This is a genomic window from Streptomyces violaceus (assembly GCF_036014075.1).
Lineage (GTDB): Bacteria > Actinomycetota > Actinomycetes > Streptomycetales > Streptomycetaceae > Streptomyces > Streptomyces violaceus.
Genome location: NZ_CP107911.1, coordinates 7,607,688 through 7,628,276, shown reverse-complemented (window position 1 = coordinate 7,628,276; position 20,589 = coordinate 7,607,688). Strand labels below are relative to the sequence as shown.

Annotated in this window: 25 protein-coding genes; 11 read left to right on the top strand and 14 right to left on the bottom strand. The window is 70.6% G+C overall.

Features of this window, described 5'->3' with window-relative positions:
- Window positions 1–18 precede the first annotated feature (18 nt).
- Window positions 19–1,188: a thiolase family protein gene (locus OG542_RS34400; protein ID WP_328415951.1), complete on the bottom strand. Its 1,170-nt coding sequence runs from the start codon at window positions 1,186–1,188 to the stop codon at window positions 19–21.
- A 104-nt stretch (window positions 1,189–1,292) separates the two neighbouring features.
- Here OG542_RS34400 and OG542_RS34395 point away from each other — a divergent pair, with 104 nt between their 5' ends.
- The 5 genes from OG542_RS34395 (at window position 1,293) to lnt (ending at window position 5,282) form a co-directional block, all read left to right on the top strand.
- Window positions 1,293–1,763 carry a winged helix-turn-helix transcriptional regulator gene (locus OG542_RS34395; protein WP_328415949.1) on the top strand — a complete coding sequence of 157 codons (471 nt, stop codon included), beginning with the start codon at window positions 1,293–1,295 and terminating at the stop codon, window positions 1,761–1,763.
- Between the two features lie 159 nt (window positions 1,764–1,922).
- The gene (locus OG542_RS34390) at window positions 1,923–2,798 is read left to right on the top strand and encodes an undecaprenyl-diphosphate phosphatase (protein WP_328415947.1); all 876 of its coding nucleotides are present in this window, start codon (window positions 1,923–1,925) and stop codon (window positions 2,796–2,798) included.
- 97 nt (window positions 2,799–2,895) lie between these two features.
- Window positions 2,896–3,075 (top strand): hypothetical protein, encoded by a 180-nt coding sequence (locus OG542_RS34385; RefSeq protein ID WP_184599516.1) that lies wholly within the window; start codon window positions 2,896–2,898, stop codon window positions 3,073–3,075.
- Window positions 3,076–3,167: 92 nt separating this feature from the next.
- On the top strand, window positions 3,168–3,638 hold the full coding sequence (locus OG542_RS34380) for a nuclear transport factor 2 family protein (protein ID WP_328415944.1): 471 nt from the start codon (window positions 3,168–3,170) through the stop codon (window positions 3,636–3,638).
- Between the two features lie 69 nt (window positions 3,639–3,707).
- Window positions 3,708–5,282 carry an apolipoprotein N-acyltransferase gene (lnt, locus tag OG542_RS34375; protein ID WP_328415942.1) on the top strand — a complete coding sequence of 525 codons (1,575 nt, stop codon included), beginning with the start codon at window positions 3,708–3,710 and terminating at the stop codon, window positions 5,280–5,282.
- Here the strand turns inward: lnt and OG542_RS34370 are convergent.
- Both OG542_RS34370 and OG542_RS34365 read right to left on the bottom strand, forming a co-directional pair.
- Window positions 5,206–6,111, bottom strand: a complete 906-nt coding sequence (locus OG542_RS34370; protein WP_311130203.1) for a Gfo/Idh/MocA family protein — start codon at window positions 6,109–6,111, stop codon at window positions 5,206–5,208. The genes lnt and OG542_RS34370 overlap by 77 nt on opposite strands.
- A 13-nt stretch (window positions 6,112–6,124) precedes the next feature.
- Complete coding sequence (locus OG542_RS34365; protein WP_328415939.1) at window positions 6,125–7,309, bottom strand: FAD-dependent oxidoreductase; 1,185 nt, start codon at window positions 7,307–7,309, stop codon at window positions 6,125–6,127.
- 86 nt (window positions 7,310–7,395) lie between these two features.
- Here OG542_RS34365 and OG542_RS34360 point away from each other — a divergent pair, with 86 nt between their 5' ends.
- The 3 genes from OG542_RS34360 to OG542_RS34350 all read left to right on the top strand — a co-directional run bounded on the left by OG542_RS34360 (window position 7,396) and on the right by OG542_RS34350 (window position 9,160).
- Window positions 7,396–7,986: a TetR/AcrR family transcriptional regulator gene (locus tag OG542_RS34360; RefSeq protein WP_328415937.1), complete on the top strand. Its 591-nt coding sequence runs from the start codon at window positions 7,396–7,398 to the stop codon at window positions 7,984–7,986.
- A 42-nt stretch (window positions 7,987–8,028) separates the two neighbouring features.
- Window positions 8,029–8,547 carry a DinB family protein gene (locus OG542_RS34355; protein ID WP_184599510.1) on the top strand — a complete coding sequence of 173 codons (519 nt, stop codon included), beginning with the start codon at window positions 8,029–8,031 and terminating at the stop codon, window positions 8,545–8,547.
- A gap of 112 nt (window positions 8,548–8,659) precedes the next feature.
- Window positions 8,660–9,160, top strand: coding sequence for a hypothetical protein (locus OG542_RS34350; protein ID WP_328415935.1), 501 nt, complete (start codon window positions 8,660–8,662; stop codon window positions 9,158–9,160).
- Between the two features lie 9 nt (window positions 9,161–9,169).
- On the opposite strand, the gene OG542_RS34345 is transcribed toward OG542_RS34350, so the two are convergent.
- From OG542_RS34345 to fabG, 5 genes are all read right to left on the bottom strand, one after another.
- A complete protein-coding gene (locus tag OG542_RS34345; RefSeq protein WP_193482098.1) occupies window positions 9,170–9,682 on the bottom strand; it encodes a hypothetical protein in 513 nt (170 codons plus the stop codon).
- 129 nt (window positions 9,683–9,811) lie between these two features.
- The gene (locus OG542_RS34340) at window positions 9,812–10,495 is read right to left on the bottom strand and encodes a uracil-DNA glycosylase (RefSeq protein WP_193482097.1); all 684 of its coding nucleotides are present in this window, start codon (window positions 10,493–10,495) and stop codon (window positions 9,812–9,814) included.
- Between the two features lie 93 nt (window positions 10,496–10,588).
- The gene (locus OG542_RS34335; RefSeq protein WP_328415931.1) at window positions 10,589–12,175 is read right to left on the bottom strand and encodes an ABC transporter substrate-binding protein; all 1,587 of its coding nucleotides are present in this window, start codon (window positions 12,173–12,175) and stop codon (window positions 10,589–10,591) included.
- Between the two features lie 189 nt (window positions 12,176–12,364).
- A complete protein-coding gene (locus OG542_RS34330; RefSeq protein WP_311130210.1) occupies window positions 12,365–13,123 on the bottom strand; it encodes an SDR family oxidoreductase in 759 nt (252 codons plus the stop codon).
- Between the two features lie 12 nt (window positions 13,124–13,135).
- On the bottom strand, window positions 13,136–13,897 hold the full coding sequence (gene fabG / locus OG542_RS34325) for a 3-oxoacyl-ACP reductase FabG (protein WP_328415929.1): 762 nt from the start codon (window positions 13,895–13,897) through the stop codon (window positions 13,136–13,138).
- 229 nt (window positions 13,898–14,126) lie between these two features.
- On the opposite strand from fabG, the gene OG542_RS34320 reads away from it, so the two are divergent.
- Window positions 14,127–14,549 carry an excalibur calcium-binding protein gene (locus OG542_RS34320; RefSeq protein WP_311130211.1) on the top strand — a complete coding sequence of 141 codons (423 nt, stop codon included), beginning with the start codon at window positions 14,127–14,129 and terminating at the stop codon, window positions 14,547–14,549.
- 23 nt (window positions 14,550–14,572) lie between these two features.
- Here the strand turns inward: OG542_RS34320 and OG542_RS34315 are convergent, their stop codons facing one another.
- The 5 genes from OG542_RS34315 to OG542_RS34295 form a co-directional block, all read right to left on the bottom strand.
- Complete coding sequence (locus OG542_RS34315) at window positions 14,573–14,986, bottom strand: DUF3037 domain-containing protein (protein WP_328415926.1); 414 nt, start codon at window positions 14,984–14,986, stop codon at window positions 14,573–14,575.
- Window positions 14,983–15,738: a HipA family kinase gene (locus OG542_RS34310; RefSeq protein ID WP_328418222.1), complete on the bottom strand. Its 756-nt coding sequence runs from the start codon at window positions 15,736–15,738 to the stop codon at window positions 14,983–14,985. The genes OG542_RS34315 and OG542_RS34310 overlap by 4 nt, the downstream gene beginning before the upstream one ends.
- Window positions 15,739–15,881: 143 nt before the next feature.
- Window positions 15,882–16,385: a hypothetical protein gene (locus tag OG542_RS34305; RefSeq protein ID WP_193482091.1), complete on the bottom strand. Its 504-nt coding sequence runs from the start codon at window positions 16,383–16,385 to the stop codon at window positions 15,882–15,884.
- A 48-nt stretch (window positions 16,386–16,433) separates the two neighbouring features.
- Entirely contained in the window at window positions 16,434–17,408 is a 975-nt protein-coding gene (locus OG542_RS34300) for a hypothetical protein (protein ID WP_328415924.1), read from the bottom strand.
- Between the two features lie 17 nt (window positions 17,409–17,425).
- Window positions 17,426–17,848, bottom strand: a complete 423-nt coding sequence (locus tag OG542_RS34295) for a hypothetical protein (RefSeq protein WP_193482089.1) — start codon at window positions 17,846–17,848, stop codon at window positions 17,426–17,428.
- 838 nt (window positions 17,849–18,686) lie between these two features.
- Between OG542_RS34295 and OG542_RS34290 the strand changes: the two genes are divergently transcribed.
- On the top strand, window positions 18,687–19,154 hold the full coding sequence (locus tag OG542_RS34290) for a Rieske (2Fe-2S) protein (protein ID WP_328415923.1): 468 nt from the start codon (window positions 18,687–18,689) through the stop codon (window positions 19,152–19,154).
- Here the strand turns inward: OG542_RS34290 and OG542_RS34285 are convergent.
- A complete protein-coding gene (locus OG542_RS34285; RefSeq protein WP_328415921.1) occupies window positions 19,141–19,791 on the bottom strand; it encodes a cysteine hydrolase family protein in 651 nt (216 codons plus the stop codon). The genes OG542_RS34290 and OG542_RS34285 overlap by 14 nt on opposite strands.
- A gap of 137 nt (window positions 19,792–19,928) precedes the next feature.
- Here OG542_RS34285 and OG542_RS34280 point away from each other — a divergent pair, with 137 nt between their 5' ends.
- Window positions 19,929–20,399 carry a pyridoxamine 5'-phosphate oxidase family protein gene (locus OG542_RS34280; protein WP_311130218.1) on the top strand — a complete coding sequence of 157 codons (471 nt, stop codon included), beginning with the start codon at window positions 19,929–19,931 and terminating at the stop codon, window positions 20,397–20,399.
- Window positions 20,400–20,589: the final 190 nt, after the last annotated feature.

Genomic DNA, 20,589 nt, shown 5'->3' with positions numbered 1-20,589 from the left:
ACCGGGCTGCGGCCCCGGTCACACCCGTTCCAGGACGAGGGCGTTGGCGAGCCCGCCCGCCTCGCACATCGTCTGGAGCGCGTACCGGGCGCCCCGTTCCCGCATCGCGTGCACGAGCGTCGTCGTCAGACGGGTGCCGCTCGCGCCGAGGGGGTGGCCGAGGGCGATGGCGCCGCCGTGCACATTGACCCGGGCGAGGTCGGCGCCGGTCTCCTGCTGCCAGGCCAGTACGACACTGGAGAACGCCTCGTTGACCTCGAACAGGTCGATGTCGTCGAGGGTCAGCGACGCCCGGCGCAGCACCTTCTCGGTCGCCGGTACGACGCCGGTCAGCATCAGCAGCGGGTCGGAGCCGGTGACGGCGAAGCTGTGCAGCCGGGCGAGCGGGCGCAGGCCGAGCCGGGCCGCCGTCTCGCTCGAGGTGATGAGCACCGCCGAAGCGCCGTCGTTGACCGGGCTGGCGTTGCCCGCCGTGACGTTCCACTCGATCTGCGGGAAGCGTTCGGCGAAACCGGGGTCGTAGTAGGCGGGCTTGAGCCCGGCGAGGATCTCGGTGGTGCTGCCGGGCCGTACGCACTCGTCGCGCGTGACGCCCTCCAGCGGCGCGATCTCGGCGTCGAAGAGCCCGCTCTCCCAGGCCGCGGCGGCCTTGTGGTGCGAGGAGAGCGCGAAGGCGTCCATCCCCTCGCGGCCGATCGACCACTTGGCGGCGATCAGCTCGGCGCTGATGCCCTGCGGGACGAGCCCCTCGGGGTAGCGCTCAGCGACACCGGGGCCGAAGGGGTCCTTGCCCGCGGGCACGTTCGACCACATGGGCACCCGGCTCATCGACTCGACTCCGCAGGCCACGACGAGGTCGTACGCGCCCGAGAGCACGCCCTGCGCCGCGAAGTGCACGGCCTGCTGCGAGGAGCCGCACTGGCGGTCCACGGTGGTCGCGGGCACCGACTCCGGGAAACCCGCCGAGAGGACGGCGTAGCGGGTGGTGTTCATGGCCTGCTCGCCGACCTGGTCGACGGTGCCGCCGATGACGTCGTCGATCAGCGCCGGGTCGACGCCGGACCGCTCGACGAGGGTGCGCAGGGTGTGGGCGAGCAGCTCCACGGGGTGGACGTGCGCGAGGGCGCCGTTCTCCTTGCCCTTGCCGATCGGGGTGCGTACGGCTTCGACGATGACTGCGTCACGCATGGTGCGGTCCTCCATGGCCAACGGGAGCTACCAGTGAGTAGGAAATTCAAACTCACAGTAGCCTGGCGGGTAGGAAAATCCAACCCTCTTCTAGACTGAGGTCCATGGCCGCCAGCAAAGACCCGCGCCCCTGCTCCATCGCCGACACCCTCGCGCTCGTGGGCGAGAAGTACTCCCTGCTCGTGCTGCGGGAGGTGTGCCTCGGCAACGGCCGTTTCGATCAGCTGGTGCGCAACATCGGCGCCCCTCGCGACATCCTCGCCACGCGGCTGCGCCGGCTCGTCGACGCCGGGATCCTGACGAAGCAGCCCTACAGCGAGCGCCCGCAGCGCTTCGAGTACCGGCCCACGCAGGCGGGACTGGAACTGGAGCCGGTGCTGATGACCCTCATGGCGTGGGGCGACCGCCATCTGCGGACGGACAGCGACCGCCCGATGGTCCTCGAGCACTCCTGCGGCCGGGCACTCACCCCGGCCGTCACCTGCCGGGCCTGCGGGGACGAGGTGCGCCACGAGGAGCTCACGGCCCGCCCCCAGACGCCCGGCTGGACGGTGACCGGCCCGACGGCGGCCTGATCCGGCCCCCTGCGGACCGCCTTCCAACCCCTGCGTCCCAGGGGGTCATCCGGGGACGCTACGCTTCCCCCTCGGTACACCTGATCCCACGGTCATCTCATACGGCGGCCCGGTGTGCCCGTCGTCCGTCCCGCATCGGCACTTGGACTCCGCTACCTCATGTCTTGGTTCGAATCACTCATCCTCGGACTCGTCCAGGGGCTGACCGAGTTCCTCCCCGTCTCCTCCAGCGCGCATCTGCGGCTGACGGCGGCCTTCCTGGACTGGAAGGACCCGGGTGCGGCCTTCACGGCGATCACCCAGATCGGCACCGAGGCCGCCGTGCTGATCTACTTCCGCAAGGACATCGGGCGGATCCTGTCCGCGTGGACACGCTCGCTCACCGACAAGGAGCTGCGCGGCGACCCCGACGCGCGGATGGGCTGGCTCGTCATCGTCGGCTCGATCCCGATCGGTGTGCTCGGCGTGACGCTGAAGGACCAGATCGAGGGCCCGTTCCGCGATCTGCGGATCACCGCGACGATGCTGATCGGCATGGGCATCGTCCTGGGCGTCGCCGACCGGCTCGCCGCCCGGGACGAGAAGAGCGGCCGCCACCGCGCACCCAAGCAGCGCAAGGCCCTGGAGGACCTGGGCGTCCGGGACGGACTGATCTACGGCGCCTGCCAGGCCATGGCCCTGGTCCCGGGCGTCTCCCGCTCCGGCGCCACCATCAGCGGCGGCCTGTTCATGGGCTACAAGCGCGAGGCCGCGGCCCGCTACTCCTTCCTGCTCGCCATCCCCGCGGTGCTCGCCTCCGGCCTGTTCGAGCTCAAGGACGCGACGGAGGGCGGCCATGTCTCCTGGGGGCCGACGATCTTCGCGACGATCATCGCCTTCGCGGTCGGATACGCGGTGATCGCATGGTTCATGAAGTTCATCTCGACCAAGAGCTTCATGCCGTTCGTCTACTACCGCATCGCCCTCGGCATCCTCATCATCGTCCTGGTGTCGATGGGTGCGCTGAGCCCGCACGCGGCCGAGTCCGCGGGCTGACCCGCCAGCGCGTGATCCGCGTCTCGTGACCAACCGCATAGGGATCCCGTAGCCGTCCGGTAGCGGGCTGTCAGTGGGTGCCCCTAGGCTGGTCCGCATGTCCCCCGATTTCTCGACCCCTGGTTCCGTGCGGTCCGCTGCCGAGGTCAACGAGGAGATCCGTGCGCTGTGGCGGCGCACGGGCGGCAAGCTGTCCGCCGAGGAGCGCGCGGAATACGAGTTCCTGGTCGTCGAGTGGGCGGCCGCCATCCGCGGCGAGGTCGTCGAAGCGGCCTGATCGGCCTGATCGCCCACCTGACCCCTCCCCCTCAACTGTCCTTTTTCGTCGCACCCCTTGGCTCCACACCCTCCATGCTCAACACTGAGCCGATGACGCAGCGCGTAGAGCTCGCTACCGTGAGGGACCGGCTGGCGGTCGACGAACTGATCACCGACTACGCGGTGGCGGTCGACGACGGTGACTGGAAGGCGTACCGGGGCCTGTTCGTCCCGGAGGGGCGGGCGGACTACCGCTCGGCCGGCGGCATCGAGGGCGAGGCCACGGCAGTCGCCTCCTGGCTCGCCGAGAGCATGCGGCTGTTCACCATGCGGCAGCACCTGATCGTCAACCGGCGGGTGCGCTTCGGGATCTGGGAACAGGACACCGGTGACACGGCCCAGGTCCAAGCCGACTACATCACCCCCATGGCCACCGCGGGCCCCGCACCCGACTTCGTGTGCGGTGGCCGGTACGCCTTCGCCCTGCTGCGCACGGACGACGGCTGGCGGCTGAGCGCGGTGGTCGTCCAGGAGAAGTGGCGGCGCCTTCCCGAGCGGCAGAAGACACCTGTGATCAACTGACCCGGCGTCCGCTGTCCTAGATCGTCCGCAGGGCGCACACTGGAGGCACCCGCGGGGTAGGAGGCGCCTATGAAGACGCTCGGCCACTGGCTCGCCTCCCCGTGGCGGCGCTCGGCCGCCGCCGTGATCGCGGGCGCCCTTCCCGTACTCGCCTATCCTGCGCCGTCCCTGTGGTGGTTCGCCTACGTCGCCCTGGTCCCCTGGCTCCTGCTGCTGCGCACCGCGCCGACCGGCAAACGCGCGGCGTACGACGGCTGGTGCGGTGGCTTCGGACTCATGCTGGCGATGCACCACTGGCTGCTGCCCTTCCTGCACGTCTTCACGTTCGTCCTCGCCGCGCTGCTCGGCGCCCTGTGGGCCCTGTGGGGGTGGCTGGTCCACCGGCTGCTGGCCGGCGCGCCCTCGTGGCGGCGGATCGCGGCCGCACTCCTCGTCCTGCCGTCCGGCTGGCTGGCCGTCGAGCTGATCCGCTCCTGGCAGGGCCTCGGCGGCCCCTGGGGCATGCTCGGCTCCAGCCAGTGGCAGGTGGAACCGGCACTGCGGCTCGCCTCGGTCGGCGGCGTGTGGCTGCTGAGCTTCCTGGTCGTCGCCGTCAACGTCGCCGTCGCCGTCCTGGTGGCGGTCCGCCGGGCCCGCGTGCCCGCCGTGGCCGGTCTCGTCGCCACGGCCGCCGCCACCTCGGCGGCCTGGTCCTTCTCGCCCCGCCCGGACGTCGACGGCAAGGTCAGGATCGCCGTGGTCCAGCCGGGCGTCATCGACGGCGGCAAGAGCGCGGACCACCGCTTCGACCGGGAGGAACAGCTCACCCGCCGGCTCGCCGGGCAGGACGTCGACCTGATCGTCTGGGGCGAGAGCAGCGTCGGCTTCGACCTCGGGGACCGGCCCGACCTCGCCCGGCGGCTCGCGGCGCTGTCCCGCGCGACGGACGCCGGCATCCTGGTCAACGTGGACGCCCGGCGCTCCGACATGCCCGGCATCTACAAGAGCTCCATCCTGGTCGGCCCGGACGGCCTGACCGGCGAGCGCTACGACAAGATGCGGCTCGTCCCCTTCGGGGAGTACATCCCGGCCCGCTCCCTGCTCGGCTGGGCCACCTCCGTCGGCAAGGCGGCGGGCGAGGACCGCAGGCGCGGCACCCAGCCGGTCGTGATGAACGTGGGGGACGGGCTGCGCGTCGGCCCGATGGTGTGCTTCGAGACCGCGTTCCCCGACATGACCCGCCACCTCACCCGGGAAGGCGCCGACGTGCTGGTCGGCCAGTCGTCGACGTCCACCTTCCAGCAGAGCTGGGCGCCCGAGCAGCACGCCTCACTGGCCGCGCTGCGTGCCGCGGAGACCGGCCGTCCGATGGTCCACGCGACGCTGACGGGTGTCTCGGCCGTCTACGGCCCGAGCGGACAGCGGGTCGGAACATGGCTGGGGACGGACGCGTCCGCCGCGCAGGTCTACGAGGTCCCCCTCGCCCACGGCACGACGCCGTACGTCCGGCTCGGCGACTGGACGGTGCACGGGGCGCTGCTGATCCTCGCCGCCTGGGCCGCCGGCGAGGGCGTACGGACCCTGCGGCTCAGGCGGTCCGCTCCTGAACCGCGCGTACGACCCGCTCGCACAGTTCATGGGTCTCCAGCGCGTCCCGGGCGCTGAGCACCTTCCCCGCACGGACCGCGTCCAGGAACGTCAGCACCGCCTGCTCGATCCCGCGCTGCCGGGCCACCGGCACCCAGTCCCCGCGCCGCCGCACGGTCGGCTGCCCCTTGTGGTCGACCACCTCGGCGAGGTTGACCACCTGCCGCTTGGTGTCCTGTCCGGACACCTCGAGGATCTCCTCGGCCGAACCGCTGAGCCGGTTCATCACGCCCAGCGCAGTGAAGCCGTCCCCGGCGAGCTGGAGCACCAGGTGGTGCAGCAGACCGTCCCGGACGCGGGCGCGCACGGTCACGTCGTCGACCGCGCCGGGCGCCAGGAACCGCAGGGTGTCGACGACGTGGATGAAGTCGTCGAGGATCATCGTGCGCGGCTCCTCCGGCAGTCCGATGCGGTTCTTCTGCATCAGGATCAGCTCGCGCGGATGGTCGGCGCACTGCGTGTAGCCGGGGGCGTAGCGCCGGTTGAACCCGACGGCGAGGCTCACGTCCCGCTGCTCGGCGAGCGCCACCAGTCGCGCGGAGTCGTCGAGTTCGTAGGCGAGCGGCTTGTCGACGTACGTCGCTACGCCCGCCTCGAGCAGCCGGGTCACGATCTCCGGGTGCACGAGCGTGGGCGCGTGCACGAAGGCGGCGTCGAGGCCTTGGTCCAGCAGGGAGTCGAGGGTGGTGTGCCGCCGCTCCCGCGGGACGTGGAGGCCGTCGGCGACCCGGTCGAGCGTGGCGGGCGTACGGGTCTGCAGGTGCAGTTCGACCCCGGGCTGGAAGGCGAGGACCGGGAGGTAGGCCTTCTGCGCGATGTCGCCGAGTCCGATGCAGCCGACCTTCACGGGGTGTTCTCCTCTAGCGGTTGCCAGCCGGGGTCTGCTCGGAAGCATACGGCTGGTGCGGAGGCCGCCAGTCGGCGATGCCGTCGAAGCCGCGCAGGAACAGGGCGGGCCCGGCCTTCGACAGTGCGGCCACGGCCGTGTCGCGTACGGCGATCCCGGCACGGCTGGTCATGAGGTTGAGGCGGGCGACCTGCACGGCCTTCCGTGCGACGGCGGTCGTACGGGGCAGCCGGGCGGCGGTGTAGGCGGGGAGGTCGTCGCAGTGGTGGGCGAGGACGACCGCGTCCTCGATGGCTTGATTGCCGCCCTGGCCGAGGGTCGGGGGCATGGCGTGCGCGGCGTCGCCGACGAGGGCGACCCGGCCGCGGTGGAAGGCGGGCAGGGGTTCGGCGATGTGGTGGACGTCGTGGCGCAGGACGTCGTCGGGGCGCGCGGCGGCGAGCACGGCGGGGATCGGGTCGTGCCAGTCGCCGAAGCGGCGCAGCAACTCGGCCTTCTCGTCGTCGGGCGCGCGTCCGCCGGCGGGTGTCACGGCGGCGCCGTAGGCGTAGACGCGGCCGTCCTTGAGCGGGTGTGTGCCCCAGATCCGGCCCCTCCCCCAGGTCTCGTGCGAGGCGAACTCGGCACCGGGGACGGGGATCACGACCCGCCAGGTGGTGAACCCCGAGTACACCGTCCCCGGGTGGCCGGGGAAGAGCCCGCGGCGGACGGCGGACCGGACTCCGTCAGCGCCCACCACCAGGTCGGCCTCCAGCTCACCGTCCGTGGTGGTGACCCGGGCGGGCCGGTCGGTGTCACCGCTGTCGGCGAGGGTCGCGGCGGCGGCCGTGCGGACGGCGCCCGGCGGGAGCTGTGCGGCCAGTCGCTCGACGAGGGTGGCACGGTGCAGCAGCACGAGCGGGCCACCGAAGCGCTCGGCGGCGGCGTCGGCCGAGGAGCGCGAGAGCCACCGCCCGGACGGTGTGCGCAGCCCGCCGTCCCCCGCCCAGGCGGCGAGGCCGCGGATCTCGTCACCGAGACCGATGACGTCCAACGCGCGCAGGGAGTTGGGAGCGAGGGAGATGGCGGCGCCGACCGGCTCCAGCGAGCGGGCGCGCTCCAGCACGGTGACACGCCAGCCGCGCCGGTGCAGGGCGGCCGCCGCGGTCAGTCCTCCGATACCGCCGCCGATCACGACGGCCCGCCTCGACTGTGCCATGGCTCCTCCTCGAAATCGCGTCGACTACAGCTGTAGTTCGCCGTTGACGTTACTACAGCTGTAGTGAGACGGGTAGCGTGAACCCCATGTCCGTACGCACCACCGGTCCGTCCCGCGCCGACCTCGTCGCCGACACCGCCCTCGCCCTGCTCGCCGACCGCGGAATGCGGGGCCTCACGCACCGGGCGGTCGACGAGACGGCCGGACTCCCCCAGGGCTCCACGTCGAACCTCGCGCGGACCCGGCAGGCCCTGCTGGAACTGGCGGTGCGGCGGCTGGCCGAGCGCGAGGCCCGGGTGCTGGCCCTGCACGAGATGCCGGACCCCCGGTCCGGGACCGACTCCCTCGCGAACGCCCTGGCCCTGGCGACCCACCGCGCCCTGACGAACCACCGCACCCTCACGCTCGCCCGCTACGAACTGGCCCTGGAAGCGACCCGCCGCCCCGAGCTGCGGGCCTGCTTCGACGCGACGGGCGCCCGCTTCCGGGACCAGCTCACCGCCCTGGTCACGGGGATGGGCTCGGCGGACCCGGCCCGGCACACGCTGTCGCTGATCGCCTGGGCGGACGGGCTGATGTTCAGCTGCGTGGCCGGGTCTTTCGGTCGCGAGACGCCGAGCCTGGAGGAGGTACGGGCCGGACTGCGGGAGCTGCTCGCGGGGATGCTGAGCGACTGAAAACCCCTGGGCCGGCCCGGCGAGTTGGGCAAGGATGCGGACATGACCATCGAGCGCACCGAACCCGCCACCGACGCCGCCGAACGCGCCATGCTGGAAGGCTGGCTCGACTACCACCGGCAGACCCTCGCCTGGAAGTGCGAGGGCCTCACCGACGCGCAGCTGCGTACCGCCTCCGTGGAGCCCTCTCCGCTGTCCCTGATGGGGCTGGTGCGGCACATGGCGGACGTGGAGAGGAACTGGTTCCGCAGGGTGCTGGTGAACGAAGACGCCGGTTTTCTCTACTGGAGCGACACCGAGGACGAACCGGACCGCGACTTCCATCTCACCGAGGCGGACACCTGGGAGGAGTCGCACGCCACCTGGCAGGCCGAGATCGCACACGCCCGGAACAACGCCGCCCGCTTCGCCCTGGACGACCTCTCCGAGGGCAAACACCGCCGCACCGGCGAGCGGTTCAACGTGCGGTGGCTCTACACCCACATGATCGAGGAGTACGCGCGGCACAACGGCCACGCCGACCTGATCCGCGAGCGCCTCGACGGCTCGACCGGCGAGTGACGTCACCCACGACCCACCGGCGACCTCCGTACGGGGCGGGACATCACCCGTGCGGGGCATCCTCCGCCTGTCCGCTGTCCCACCAGCGGCCGGAAGCACCAGAGTTGCGCGGGTGCATCGAACGACGACCACAGCGACGCTCCTGGTGACCGTGGCGGTCTCGGCCCTTTCCGGCTGTGTGACGGTCCAGGATCCCCCCGTTCCCGCGCCGGCGGCCCCGTCCCGGCCGCCGGCGCCCCGGCCGGAGGAGCAGGCGGAGACACAGGTCGTGCAGGCACCGGCCCGGGAGGCCCTGGAACTCATCGAAGGGTCCCGCCGCCCGGAGCCGGCCGCCTCCGCGTCCCGGCCGGCGAGGCCCCCGGCGGCCTCGCCGCAGCAGGAGCAGCGGCCGTCCGGCACCCGCGACGCCCGCCCGGAACGCCCCGAGCCGGCCCCGCGCAGCCCCCGGCGATCGCACGCCGGTGTCTCCGGCGACGTCCCGGAGTCGGTACGGCAGGACATCCAGCAGCAGGTCCCGGGGAACAAGGACGTGTGCGCTCTGGGCAGGCGCTACGGCGGGTGGCGGCCGGACAGCCCCGAGGCGACGATCTGCCGTGACACGTACCGGCGTTGACCGGCTGTCTCAGGGCCGCTGCCTCGGTGGCGTCCACGTTCCTCCGCCGCCTTCTCCCAGCCGGGACTCCAGCCGTCCGATGGCGGCCCACACGCCATCGCCGTAACTGTCGTCGGCGAGCGCGGCGGCAGTTCCCCTGGCCCGTCGCAGATGCGTGCGGGCCGCGTCGCACTGGCCGAGCTTGAGGTAGTCGTCGGCCAGATTCAGGTGGAGGGAGGGGTAGAACGCGCGCACCGCGAGCACGCCTTCGGGCGAGGCGGGCCGCCCGTCCTCGGAGATCTCCTCCGCCGCCGTCAACGCACGCAGGTCCCAGGCCAGTTCGTCCCCGGGATCGTCCTGCGTGTCGGCCAGGTAGTGCGCGAGGGTGCAGCGGTGCAGCGGGTCGCCGTGCTCCCCGATCTCCGCCCACAGGTCCAGGAACCGGTGCCGGGCCTCCTCCCGGTCCCCCGCGTGGTGCAGCATGACGACCTGCCCGATCCGCGTCAGCACGGTATCCGGCGCCGTCTGCTCCTGTCGCTCCATCGCCACGCCCTCCGCGCACTCGCCGGCTGATCTTCCGACGCTAACCGCAGACGGAGGCGATCCGGCTCAGGCCGGTCCGTACGCTCGGGGGCCTTCCGGGAGGAAGACCCCGACGGCGGCCGACCGTCCTCAGCCCAGGTTCGGAATCGTCCAGTCGATCGGCTCGTGCCCCTGCGCCGCCACCGCCGCGTCGATCTGCGTGAACGGACGCGAGCCGAAGAACTTCTTCGCCGACAGCGGCGACGGATGCGCGCCCTTGACCACCACATGCCGCGAGGCGTCGATCAGCGGGAGCTTCTTCTGCGCGTAGTTCCCCCAGAGCACGAACACCGCCGGGTCGGGCCGCCCGGCCACCGCGCGGATCACGGCGTCCGTGAACCTCTCCCAGCCCCGGCCCTTGTGCGAGTTGGCCTCGCCGCCCCGGACCGTGAGCACCGCGTTGAGCAGCAAGACGCCCTGTTCGGCCCACGGCATCAGATAGCCGTTGTCCGGGATCGGCGCGCCCAGCTCCTCGTGCATCTCCTTGTAGATGTTCCGCAGGGACGGCGGGACCCGCACACCGGGCCGGACCGAGAAGCACAGCCCGTGCCCCTGGCCCTCGCCGTGGTACGGGTCCTGACCGAGGATCAGGACCTTGACCTTCTCGTACGGCGTGGCGTCCAGCGCGGCGAAGACCTCCTCGCGCGGCGGATGGACGGGACCCTTCGCCCGCTCCTCCTCGACGAACTCCGTCAGCTCCTTGAAATAGGGCTGCTGCAGTTCGTCGCCCAGAACCCCGCGCCAGGACTCGGGCAGCATGGCGGTGTCGGTCACGTCAACGTCCTCACGATGTGCGGTCACTTCCAGGCCTCAGAACCTACAGGCGACCACTGACAACGTGCCCGGGAAAGCCCGGTGCCGACCCGCCTACCAGGCGGTCTTGCGGTGCAGCTCCCACATCATCATGATCGTCGACGGGTCCAGGGCCCGCTCCGCGCCCGAGACGTCCCGGCTGGCGGCCACGTACTGCCTGCCCTGCCACAGCGGCAGCAGTCGCGCGTCGTCCACCAGGATCCGCTGGGCCTCCTCGAACTCCTTCTCCACGTTCGCGCGGTCGCTCTCCCTGCGCGACCTGGGCAGCAGGTCGCCGGTGATCTCGGGGGCCGGGTAGGGCGTACCGAGGGCGTTCTGCTCGCCGACGAACGGCGCGATGAAGTTCTCGGCGTCCGGGAAGTCGGGGAACCAGCCACGCCCGAACACCGGGTACTCGCCCTTCTGGTAGCCCTCGACGTACGTCTTCCAGGGGCGGCTCTTCAGGCTGATCGTGAAGAGGCCGGAGTCCTCGAGCTGGCGCTTCAGCTCCTTGAACTCCTCGGCGGTCTCGGAGCCGTAGCGGTCGCTCGTGTACCAGAAGGTGAGCGGGACCCGCTGGTTGATGCCCGCGTCGCTGAGGATCGCTCGGGCCTTGTCGACGTCGGGGTCGCCGTAGTCGTCGAAGAAGCCCGTGGTGTGGCCCGTGAGGCCCTTGGGGACCATGGAGTACAGCGGGTCGACGGTGTCCTTGTAGACCTTGTGGGTGATCGCCGCCCGGTCGATGACCTGCGCGATGGCCTGGCGCACGGGCTTGCGCTTGGCCCAGGAGTCCTTCGGGTTGAACACCAGGTAGTTGATGTCCGTGCCCGTGCCGTCGACGAGCTGGATCTCCTCCTCCTTGGAGCTCTTGCTCTGGAGGTCGACGACGTCACCGGCGGCCAGACCGCGGTAGGTCACGTCGATCTGCTCGTCGCGCAGGGCCTTGACCATGGCGCCGGAGTCCTGGAAGTAGCGGATGGTCACCGCGTCGTTCCGGCGCTCCGCGTAGCCCTTGTAGCCGTCGTTGCGGACGAGGACGGCCTCCTCGCCGTCCTCGTACGAGTCGAGCGTGTAGGGCCCGGACCCGACGGCGTCGCCGTCCTTGCGCAGGGAGTCCTCCGGGTAGGCCTGCGGGGAGACGATCGACATGGCGGGGGTGGCGAGCACGAACGGGAAGGTGGCGTCGGGCTTGTTGAGGTGGAAGATCACCTCACGCTCGTTCGGCGCCTGGACCCGCTCGAGGCTGCCCAGCAGACCGGCGGGGCCGCCGTTGACGTTGATCTTGCGGATCCGGTCGAAGGAGTACTTGACCGCCTGGGCGTCGAGCGTGTCGCCGTTGGAGAACTTCAGGCCCTCGCGCAGCTCGCAGCGGTACACCTGGTTCGAGGAGTCGCTGAAGCCGCACTGCTCCGCGGCGTCCGGCTGGGGATCGCTCGCGCCCGTCGGATAGCTCAGCAGCGTCTGGTAGACGTTGCGGAACAGCTCCCAGGAGCTGTCCCACGACGCTGCGGGATCGAGCGTGCTGGGCGCACTGGTGGTGCCCACGACGATCGGCCCTTCGTCCTCCGGGGTGTCGGACGACAACACGCCACACCCGGCGAGAAGGGACGATATGGACGCGATGGCCGCCACCTGCCGCAGGCATCGGTTCCGGTTGAACACGCGCACGCTCCTCGATCTGCCATACCAAGGGTCGGCAGACCATACCGCAGTGCCCGGCCGACCGGGCACTGCGGTGCATGACTCCTTGATCGACAAACCTTTGACGACGTTGTCATCGCCCTTTGCGAGGGCTTTACGTCGGCACGGGCGCCAATGGTGCCCAGGGGCGCCCGTGCCGAGCCGCGTACGTCAGCCCGTGCCGGCGTTGAGGAAGATGCCGCCGTCCACGACGAGCGTCTGGCCGGTGACCCAGTCGGACTGCCCGGAGGTGAGGAACGCGGCCGCGCCGCCGATGTCGGAGGGCACGCCGAGCCGGCCGAGCGGGTAGGCAGCCGCGGCCTCCTCCTCCCGGCCCTCGTACAGGGCCTTCGCGAACTTGGTCTTCACGACGGCCGGGGCGATCGCGTTGACCCGCACCTTGGGCGCGTACTCGTGCGCGAGCTGCACCGTCAGGTTGATCATCGCCGCCTTGCTGATGCCGTACGCGCCGATGAACGGCGAGGGCGAGAGGCCGGCGACCGAGGCGATGTTGACGATGGCGCCGCCGTTGTCCTTCTGCCAGGCGTGCCAGGTCTTCTGGGCGAAGCCGAGCGCGGAGACCACGTTGGTCTCGAAGACCTTGCGCGCGACGTCCAGGTCGAGGTCGGCGATCGGCCCGAACACCGGGTTCGTACCGGCGTTGTTGACCAGGAAGTCGACGCGGCCGAAGGCCTCCATCGTGCGCTCGACGGCGACGGCCTGGTGGGCCTCGTCGTGCGCCTTGCCCGCGACGTAGATCGCGCGGTCGGTGCCGAGCTGCTCGACGGCCTCCTTGAGGGAGTCCTCGTTGCGGCCGGTGAGGCACACACGGTCGCCGCGCGCGACGAGAGCCTCGGCCACGCCGTAGCCGATGCCACGGCTGCCGCCCGTGACGAGGGCGACCTTGCCGGAGAGTTCCACGGAAGTCATGTCTGTCGTCCTCTAGTCGAGCGGTCCGCCGGCCACGTACAGCACCTGGCCGGAGACGAACCCGGCCGCCTCGCCCGTGAAGAAGGCGATGGCGTTGGCGATGTCCTCGGGCTCACCGACGCGTGCCACCGGGATCTGGGTGGCGGCGGCGGCCTTGAAGTCCTCGAAGCCCATGCCGACGCGGTCGGCGGTGGCCTTGGTCATCTCGGTGGCGATGAAGCCGGGGGCCACGGCGTTGGCGGTCACGCCGAACTTGCCGAGCTCCTTGGCGAGGGTCTTGGTGAAACCCTGCAGGCCCGCCTTGGCCGCGGAGTAGTTCACCTGGCCGCGGTTGCCCAGCGCCGAGGACGACGAGAGGTTGACGATCCGCCCGAACCCCGCGTCCACCATGTGCTTCTGACAGGCCTTGGACATCAGGAAGGCGCCGCGCAGGTGCACGTTCATGACGGTGTCCCAGTCGGAGACGCTCATCTTGAACAGCAGGTTGTCGCGCAGCACGCCCGCGTTGTTGACCAGGATCGTCGGCGCTCCGAGCTCCTCGGCGACGCGGGCGATCGCTGCCTCGACCTGGGCCTCGTCGGAGACGTCTGCGCCGACCGCGATGGCCTTGCCGCCGGCTGCGGTGATCTTCTCGACGGTGTCCTTGCAGGCGGCCTCGTCGAGGTCGATCACGGCGAGGGCACGGCCCTCGGCGGCCAGTCGTACGGCGGTGGCGGCACCGATACCGCGCGCGGCACCGGTGACTACGGCGACCCGCTGCTCAGTGGTGGACATGGCTGCTTCTCCTAAGGTGAGCGACCGCTTAGTACCTTCAGTGGGTGTGACGCTAGAAGCCCTGGCACGCGGTGTCAACGGCCAGGCGGGGCGTGTGATCCATCACCCGGCCCACCCTGCCCTGCTGGGCGCCCCTCGGACACCCGATCGGCCTACGGCCGCGCGCCGCCGCGCCCCTCGGACTCTAGCGTCGAAGCCCGAGCCACTCATGGCCGAAGGGAGGCGCTCCATGCGCCGTCGCACCGGTGTCATAGGCACGCTGTTCGCGATCGCCGCGATCGTGCCATTGGCCGACCCCGCTCACGCCCGACAAGACCTGGACTGCCGCAACTTCTCCTTCCAGGAGGACGCGCAGGCCGTCTTCGACGCGGATCCGAGTGATCCCAACAGACTCGACGAGGACCAGGGCCCGGACGACGGCATCGCGTGTGAGGTCTTGCCCCGCCGTGGTGTCATCTCCCCCACCACCTCCGCCGGCCCGTCCGCTCCCGTCACCACCACGCCCACCACCGCCCCGTCCCAAGGCGTGCGAGGCGGACTGGGGGGCACGGTGGCCACAGGACCGAGCGACTGGGACCTCGGCATCGGTCTGACCTTTACGGCCGGCGCCGCGCTCACGGCCGGTTACCTGGTGAAACGCCGCCGGAGCTGACGGCCTGCCGGGTATGTGATCTATTACCTGACCAGCAGGTCCAGCAGCCGCTCCGTCTCCGCCGCCGGATCCGTGGTCAGCCCGGTGTGTACGGGCCCGGGCTGGACGATCGTCGAGCGGGGGGCGATGAGCCAGCGGAAGCGGCGGCCGGGGGCGTCGCCAGCGGCCTGGCCGGCCGCGGGGCCGCCCGCGCAGATGTTCTCCACGGCGCGCAGCGCGGCCTGGACGCCGGCCACGTCCGCCCGGGGGTCGAGTGCCAGCAGCCGTGCCTCGTCGAGGTGGGTGCGCGCGCCGACGTAGGACTCGGCACGGCAGTAGACGAGGACGCCGACGTTGATGCACTCGCCGCGCTCGACGCGCGGGACGACGCGCAGGACGGCGTACTCGTAGATCTGGCGGTCCCGTGTCCCGCCCCTGATGATGTGCCGGTCGCTCACTTGGTCCCCTGGACGCGGTCGTGGATGACGGCGGCCCGCGCGAGCAACGGCCGCGCGTAGGCCTGCCTCAGATCGTCCGGCGTGTCGAAGCCGGGCTCGTCGGCCAGCCAGGCGTCCGGGATCCGCCCGGTGACGTCGGCGAGCAGATCCTCGGTGACCAGGGGCGCCAACTCGGCCGCGGCGGAGGCGACATCGGGCGCGAAGGGCGCGAGGGCGTGGTCGGAGGCGTCGTACGGGCGGGCCGCCGAGGCCTGCGCGCCGGGCCAGTTGTGGTGCCAGATCATGGTCGCGCCGTGGTCGACGAGCCACAACTCGCCCCGCCACACAAGCAGGTTGGGGTTGCGCCAGGACCGGTCGACGTTGTTGACCAGCGCGTCGAACCAGACGGTCCGCCCGGCCTCCTCGGGGCTCACCGGGAACGCGAGCGGATCGAAGCCGAGCGCGCCGGAGAGGAAGTCCATGCCGAGGTTGGTGCCGCCGCTGGACCTGAGCAGGTTCTGCACCTCCTGGTCGGGCTCGCCGAGCCCCAGCTCCGGGTCGAGCTCGACCGTGACCAGGCGGGGCACCCGCAGCCCCAGCCGGCGGGCGAGCTCCCCGCAGACCACCTCGGCGACGAGCGTCTTGCGGCCCTGTCCCGCGCCCCTGAACTTCAGGACGTACATCCCGTGGTCGTCGGCCTCGACGAGCCCCGGCAGCGAACCGCCCTCACGCAGAGGCGTGATGTAGCGGGTCGCGGTGACCTCTTTCAGCATCTTCCCAGCTTCCGGCTCCGGCATGGAGAGAGCATCGTAACCGAGAGTGACCGCGGAGGGAGACCGTCCGACGAGGCCGTGCCGCAGCCGTGCTCCCCGGTGAACGGCGGGCACGGCTGCGGCGGAGGGTCCTGCTCAGGTCATCAGCCGTGGATGAGGGGCGAGCCCTGCAGTTCCTGGGTGATGGGGCCCTTGTTGTCGCCCACGAGGTCGTAGACGACGGTGGCGTCCGACGACCAGTGCAGCTCACCGTCATAGGTCGTGGACGGTGCGACGCAGGTGTTCGACGGATCGTCCCGCAGCCACCTGACCTGCTCATTGACCATCTGGGTAAGGTCGCACGTCTTGCTGGTCACGACGTGGTCCTCGGTGTTCTCCCCGAGGCGTTCCTCGATCCGCGTCGTGATCTTGAAACTGGTGAACTTCACGTGGTCGTCCAGGACCTGCCAGTAGACCACCGACTTCCCGGTCATGTTCGAGGTCCATGCCCCGACGTTCTCCACCCAGAACGTCGTGCGCGGCTTCCCCTCCGGGAGGGCGACGGTGAACTCGGACTTGCCCGTTGCGGCGGCAGCCGGGCCGGCCAGCATCACGCCCACCGCGAGGGCGGACGTGACCAGGCCGACAGCGGTCATGGTCTTGCGCATCAGTGTTCTTTCTCCTTGGTAGAGGCGAGCTTCGTATGCCCGGACGGCTCAGCGGAGGACGGCGGCACTCTTCGCCCGGATCACCGCGTTGAGGGCCTGGATCTTGGCGAGCTTCGTTCCGTTCTCGCTGATCAGGCTGCGTTGTATCGCGGCTTCCGCGTCATGCCAGACGGACACCAGGCCGGTGCTGTTCTTGCACTGGGTGTCCGCCGTCGCGACCTGCTTCTCCTTGGTGCCGGCGACGTCCCCGGTGAAGGAGGGGTCGTTGTTCGCGTCGATCGGTGACTTGTAGGTGAGGCTCTTGGAGGCCATGCACGCCGACCAGCGGGCGAACACGGCCGCGACCTTCGGGTCCTCCAGGGACTTCTCGTAGGACTGGCCGCCCAGCTCCTCCACGGTCGAGTCGTCGAGGTAGGTCTCGCCCTGCCCTCCGGTCAACTCGTCGAGAGCCTGCCCGTAGCAGCCCTCCTCCGGGACGGGCTCCGCGCCGCGGGTGGAGCGGGCCTTCGCGGGTTCACCGTCGGGCGAGACGCCGTCGAGCGCGGCTTCCTCTTCCGCGGTGAAGTGCGGCTCTTCACCACCGACGGCGGCCACCCGGGCATGCTGCCCGAAGTCGGGGCGATAGCCGAGGCGTTCGGCCTCTTGCTGGTTGTACGTGCCGTAGCGGAGGTCCTCGTGCGCTTCGATCTGCTCCGAGGCACCGGCTGACGGTGCGAAGCCGAAGGAAGTGAAGCCGACGTCCTGCATGCACGCGGTGGTCAGCTTCCACAGCGCCTGCTGGCTTCTCTCGTAGTCCTCCGGGCTCAGCTGATAGGCCTCGAAAGGGAGGCTCATTTCCGCTACGACGCGGGTGGGAGCGCCCTGGACGCGTTCGCCGGCCGCCTTGCCCGACGGCTTCGACGAGACACTCGCGGCGCCGGCACGATCCGCGGAAGGGCCGGTGTCCTGGCTTGTGCAAGCGGACAGTGCGAGCGCTCCCACGGTGAGGGTGGCGGCGATCGGAGCAATCCTGAGGAGACGCATGGGGGATCCTTCCCGGGTCAGTGGCCGCCGCCGCCCTCGTGGCGGGGGTACCAGTTCGTCGAGGAGTTCTTGTTCTTCAGCGACGACGTGAGGTTCTTGCGGGCCTGCGGCTTGAGGGAGTTGTAAGGGCCCTTCCACCAGCGGTCGCGGTGGACGCAGAACGCGGTGTTGCGGGTACGGGAGTCCCAGGAGGCGGTGTTGTCCTCCACCTTCTGGCGTGAGCCCGGGCCGCTGTTCGGGGAGAAGATCTGGTGGTCGAGGTTTGCGCCGCCGTTGAAGATCGTGGCGATGGCGCCCTGCTGATTGGAGTTGTAGTAGAAGCACGCCATCCGGTCGTAGCAGCGCTTCGTGGGGGCGGCGGACGCTGTCGGGACAGCGGCCAGGAGCGTGGTGCCGGTTGCGGCGGCCAGAAGAACAGCGGATAGCCGACGTCGTATCACTTCATTCCTCTCGGACTGTCGATTGCTGGAACTCATGCAGGAGAAGGCCTCGGTGCGTGGGGCAGGCGGGGGCTGGTGACCGAGTCGGCTGGGCCCGGCGCGTCCGGGCGAAAGGCAGCGCTGGCCGAGCTGATCGGCGCGCGCCGATGCGGGCACCGCTCCCCTACGGCGCGACGGGCCGACCCGCCGGGTGATCCACCGCACGGCTCGCGTCGTCGGGAGACCGTGTGTACGGCAGCAGCACTAGGGGTGCGGAGGCGGTGCCGTTCGAGCGAACCGGGGCCCGGCGACCCAGAGATGCGAAGCCGGCCGACCGGTGTACGGCCTGTGGTCAAGGAGGCGAGGCCGGCGCGAGTCGGTACCGGGGTCCCCTATCGGCTGCCGTCCGAGGGCGACATGCCGCTCATCAGCGGTGTCCGGCCAAGATGGTCTTGATCTCGGCGATCACTCTCGGCGCAGGCGCCATCGGCTTCGTCACGGAATCCCCCTTTTCCAAGTCGGGGGACACGGCAACACGTAGTGCTGCACGCGAACGCCTCCCCCGAGCGCTTGATCACTGTAGTCACAGAGGAACCACCAGTAACAAGAGCCTGATCTGAGCATGGCAACAATCAGCCGTTCTCGCCCATGGATGCGGAGCAACAGCACCTCCTCAGACGGCCCGCTCGACCTGTGGAGTTTCTGTGAAGCGGAACGGTGAGGCGCAGAACGCGCAAGAGGAGGTTTGGCCGATTCCACCAGGCGTCTCGCCTGCGACGGGTTTCGGCATTGTCTGAACAGCCGGTTCCCAAGGGCCGTACCTTCCGGCAGATCACGAACCATCGGAAGGAACGTCAGCATGACCAGCGAATCAGTTCAGCCGATGTCCGGGCCGAGCCGCCGCGCCGTCGTGACGGCGGCCGGCGCGGCGGGGCTCGCCGTCGCACTGACGGCGTGCGGCTCGGACGACAAGGCGTCCGGCTCGTCCACCGAACAGGGCGCCGACGGCAGCGGTTCATCGCCCGAGGCGGGGGCCGGGGGTGCGGCGCTCGCGAAGACCGCCGACATCCCCGTGGGCAGCGGCAAGATCTTCAAGGACGAGAAGGTCGTGGTCTCACAACCGACCGCGGGCGAGTACAAGGCGTTCTCGACGGTCTGTACCCACCGGGACTGTCCGATGGTGGACCTCAAGGACGACATCATCTCCTGCACCTGCCACGGCAGCCAGTTCTCCATCCTCGACGGCAGCGTGAAGAAGAAGCCCGCGGTCGAGCCCCTGGAGGCGAAGCAGATCACCGTGAACGGCGACTCCATCACGCTCGCCTGACCTCACGCGCACGCTTCAGACACGCCAGCACCTCGTCCGTGGTCGCGACCGTGGCGACCAACGCGAGGGTGTGGCGGATCATCGCGGGGGTGTAGTCGGACGGCACCCCCGCGATGGCGTCCGCCGGGACGACGACGGTGTAGCCGCGGTTCACGGCGTCGAACACGGCGTTGGGAACGGCCACGTTGGCCGATACGCCGGTGACGATCAGGGTGCGGCAGCCGAGGTTGCGCAGCAGCGGATCGACATCGGTGCCCTGGAGGGGCGACAGCCCGTGCAGGCGTCGTACGACGAGGTCCTCCTCGGCGACCTCGATCGGGGCCGCGACCCGCACCGCCGGCGTGCCTGACAGCTGCTGGACGGGCAGGCGGGCGGCGGCCCGGAAGAGGCGGGCGTTGCGGTTGGCGCCGCGGCCGTCGGGGCGGCGCTCGGCGACGGCGTGGACGACCTGGACGCCGCCTTCGTGGGCGGCGGCCACCAGGCGGGCGATACGGGCGAGCACGCCGCCGGAGCGGGCCTCGGCGGCGAGTTCGGGCAGTGCGCTGTCCGCTCCGACGACGCCCTCCTGGCACTCGACGGTGAGCAGCACGGTGGTCCGCGGATCGAGGAGTTCGCTGAGCTCTTCGTACGAGGGCACGGTTCCCCCTGGGCGCCGGCGGCGGGTCGGGCGAGCGTAGCCACCGTTGCTAACGGACGGAAGAGCACTCATTCTTTTCTGACGTGATGTCAGAGGATCTCCTCTGACACGACGTGAGAAGAAGAAAGAGGGGGAGCATGACCGTCACGCAGCAGCGCAGGGGTCGGAAGATCATGATGACGCCGGGCGAGCTGGACGATTTCCTCACCACGCAGCGCACCTGTCGGGTCGCCACGGTCTCGGCCGGCGGCGCTCCGCACGTGAGCACGCTGTGGTTCGCCTGGGACGGCGCCTCGATGTGGCTGTACTCGGTCGTACGCAGCAAGCGGTGGACCGACCTCAGGCGCGACCCTCGGGTGGCGATCGTGGTCGACACCGGCGAGGAGTACGACGAGCTGCGCGGCGCCGAGCTGTCGGGCGCCGTCGAGTTCGTGGGCGAGATACCGCGCACCGGAGAGCTGCGCGCCGAACTCGACGTCCCGGAAACGCTGTTCGCCCGGAAGAACTTCGGCCTGGAGGAGATGCCGCACGACGGCCGGCACGCCTGGGTGCGTCTGACGCCGCAGAAGATCGTCTCCTGGGACTTCCGCAAGCTCGGGCCTGTCTGACACAACCCGTCGTCCGCCCGCGGGGCGGGCTCCGCGGCGTCTGGTCGCCGCCCGCAGGGCCTTGACCGCGGCCCGGATCGACGGGCGGCGGTCGGCTGTCGGCTGTCGGCGTCCCAGCGTGCGTGCCCGACGCCGCGGAGCAGGTGGGGATTCGCAAGCGGGGATTCGCAGGCGCACGAGGAGTGCGGTA

Coding starts and splice junctions, on each gene's coding strand:
- OG542_RS34400 (WP_328415951.1), bottom strand. CDS start 1,188: ATGCGTGACGCAGTCATCGTCGAAGCCGTACGCACCCCGATCGGCAAG.
- OG542_RS34395 (WP_328415949.1), top strand. CDS start 1,293: ATGGCCGCCAGCAAAGACCCGCGCCCCTGCTCCATCGCCGACACCCTC.
- OG542_RS34390 (WP_328415947.1), top strand. CDS start 1,923: ATGTCTTGGTTCGAATCACTCATCCTCGGACTCGTCCAGGGGCTGACC.
- OG542_RS34385 (WP_184599516.1), top strand. CDS start 2,896: ATGTCCCCCGATTTCTCGACCCCTGGTTCCGTGCGGTCCGCTGCCGAG.
- OG542_RS34380 (WP_328415944.1), top strand. CDS start 3,168: ATGACGCAGCGCGTAGAGCTCGCTACCGTGAGGGACCGGCTGGCGGTC.
- lnt (WP_328415942.1), top strand. CDS start 3,708: ATGAAGACGCTCGGCCACTGGCTCGCCTCCCCGTGGCGGCGCTCGGCC.
- OG542_RS34365 (WP_328415939.1), bottom strand. CDS start 7,309: ATGGCACAGTCGAGGCGGGCCGTCGTGATCGGCGGCGGTATCGGAGGA.
- OG542_RS34360 (WP_328415937.1), top strand. CDS start 7,396: ATGTCCGTACGCACCACCGGTCCGTCCCGCGCCGACCTCGTCGCCGAC.
- OG542_RS34355 (WP_184599510.1), top strand. CDS start 8,029: ATGACCATCGAGCGCACCGAACCCGCCACCGACGCCGCCGAACGCGCC.
- OG542_RS34345 (WP_193482098.1), bottom strand. CDS start 9,682: ATGGAGCGACAGGAGCAGACGGCGCCGGATACCGTGCTGACGCGGATC.
- OG542_RS34330 (WP_311130210.1), bottom strand. CDS start 13,123: ATGACTTCCGTGGAACTCTCCGGCAAGGTCGCCCTCGTCACGGGCGGC.
- fabG (WP_328415929.1), bottom strand. CDS start 13,897: ATGTCCACCACTGAGCAGCGGGTCGCCGTAGTCACCGGTGCCGCGCGC.
- OG542_RS34320 (WP_311130211.1), top strand. CDS start 14,127: ATGCGCCGTCGCACCGGTGTCATAGGCACGCTGTTCGCGATCGCCGCG.
- OG542_RS34310 (WP_328418222.1), bottom strand. CDS start 15,738: ATGCTGAAAGAGGTCACCGCGACCCGCTACATCACGCCTCTGCGTGAG.
- OG542_RS34305 (WP_193482091.1), bottom strand. CDS start 16,385: ATGCGCAAGACCATGACCGCTGTCGGCCTGGTCACGTCCGCCCTCGCG.
- OG542_RS34300 (WP_328415924.1), bottom strand. CDS start 17,408: ATGCGTCTCCTCAGGATTGCTCCGATCGCCGCCACCCTCACCGTGGGA.
- OG542_RS34290 (WP_328415923.1), top strand. CDS start 18,687: ATGACCAGCGAATCAGTTCAGCCGATGTCCGGGCCGAGCCGCCGCGCC.
- OG542_RS34280 (WP_311130218.1), top strand. CDS start 19,929: ATGACCGTCACGCAGCAGCGCAGGGGTCGGAAGATCATGATGACGCCG.